At 61.0% G+C, this 1,868-nt stretch carries 1 protein-coding gene; it reads right to left on the minus strand.

Features of this window, described 5'->3' with window-relative positions:
* Nucleotides 1-176 precede the first annotated feature (176 nt).
* The gene (locus BM339_RS49490) at nt 177-536 is read right to left on the minus strand and encodes a sigma factor-like helix-turn-helix DNA-binding protein (RefSeq protein ID WP_256255906.1); all 360 of its coding nucleotides are present in this window, start codon (nt 534-536) and stop codon (nt 177-179) included.
* Nucleotides 537-1,868: the final 1,332 nt, after the last annotated feature.

The raw sequence follows: 1,868 nt of genomic DNA on the forward strand, positions 1-1,868 counted from the left end.
CCCGCCGCATGGCCCGCGGCGGGCAGCCCGCCGTCCGTCAACGCCGGCGCCCCCTCGAATACCTATAACAAGATCCTTCTCAAACACGCACTAAGGTGGTGACCGTCCGCAGCCGACATGTGGGTTGTTGTCGTCAAGACGCCCAGGGCCGCTTGGCTCCGGGGCGTCTCTGCTGGTCAGATGTGGTGGGAAGGGGCGGGGCGAATCGCCGACCTTCCGCTATCAGAAGTTGGAACCACCCTGTCGCCGCCCCATTCGCCAAGGTCGGACGGTGCCCAACGTCCGCCAGTGGTGCCGTCGTTGCCGTCAGGGTTGTCGATCTGGGAGACCCGGGACTGGGAGACCCCCAGGATCTGAGCGACCTCGGCTTGTGTCTTGGCGATGGCCTTGCGAAGCTCCTTGAGGTGGTGGCCGGCGACGTAGGCGTCTAGTTCGGCGCGAGCCTGGGCTTGGCGCTCGGGGTCGGCCAGTTCGGGGTTGCGGCCGGTGTGCTTCGGCCTTGATCTCCTGCGCTTACAGTGAACGACGCCCGCCACCGGTGCCCCTGCCTGTGACCTGGTCAAGCGCGCCCGGTCGATAGCCGTGAACCGACGACTTGGGTGTGTATTCGGAACGATCATGGCTCAGAGCCGCTCTGTCGCCGCCTGTCCGGCGCCCTTCTCACTACTGCACCGAGTGGCGTCCGGCGCTCTCACAGAGGGCCTACTTGGCAACAACTAACGATCTAGAACCACTCCGGCTAGGGTTGCGTTCTACGTGAAACGGTGGGCTGGGGTAAGTGGGGGTGTGGCATGGGTTCGTTCCTAGGGATAGGGGATCAAGTTGCCTCCATTGTGGGAGCAACTGCTGGTGTTGCATCTCTGGTCATGGGAATCTTTACATTCCAGGCTTAGCGGGCCGACCCTGATGCCGATCTCTCGACCTTGCCGATCGTTAAGGTGTTCAAACACCGAGCTACCTATTGGACTATCACCTCAGTGGCGGCCTGGATGTGCTTTCTTAGCGCCTATGGCCGAGCTGGCAGGCCTTACTTCACAAAAACAGATTATGTTCTAGTGGCAGGAGGAGGCTTACTTTTCTTGCTTACAGCGCTCCTGGCGATGTTCCCCAGGAGAGATCAGGGCTTTGGAGTAAAGGTCGTCTTCTGGGTCATGTTTGCGTCCCACGGCGCCATGGGTCTCTGGCTGAGCAGCCTCGCGAGCACAATGAGCGAGAAGATGGGTGGGTAGGAAGCAAAGATTCCCTCATTTTTTGGAGACGGGCGATCAAGCTGCCTCCATCGTCGGCGCCACGGTGGGAGTCATTTCCTTGATCGTGGCTATAAATCGCTCTCGTTCAACGATGCCGATCCAACAGGGAAACTATTGCCGCAGAGTCAATATGGGTGGCCATCAGCCTTCGTATTCTGCATCTGCTCCGTATCTGTCGTGACAGAACGGTCGGCGGACCTCGGTACTTATTCGGTATGGCTAACCGCTCTGAGCCGGTGACGGCCAGACGCAGCCGGACATGACGAGAGAAGCGCCCGACCGTGTTTCCGCTGGTCGGGCGCTTCTTCCTGCTGCTTGGTGAGGTGGGCAGGGGCGGGGTCGAACCGCCGACCTTCCGCTTTTCAGAAGTAGCGACGGCTAGGCTCTCGGCCGGTCTGCCGAGGCGAGAAGGTGTTCCATGTGTGCGACTGGTGCCCGACGTGTGGGGCTGTTGTCGTCAGCACTGTCGTCAACGCTGTGTCTCAAGTTGGGGGGCAGGGGGCGGTGCTGGCCGCCCCCACTGAGTGCGTGTTTGAGAAGTTGATCTCGGTCGGTGTGTCTGCGTGATGCGGTGTGCCGGTTCGTGCAGGGTGTGGCGATGGCTCGGACGTCGTGTTA

Origin of the sequence: Actinomadura madurae, assembly GCF_900115095.1 — a bacterium.
In the GTDB taxonomy this organism is placed as follows: domain Bacteria; phylum Actinomycetota; class Actinomycetes; order Streptosporangiales; family Streptosporangiaceae; genus Spirillospora; species Spirillospora madurae.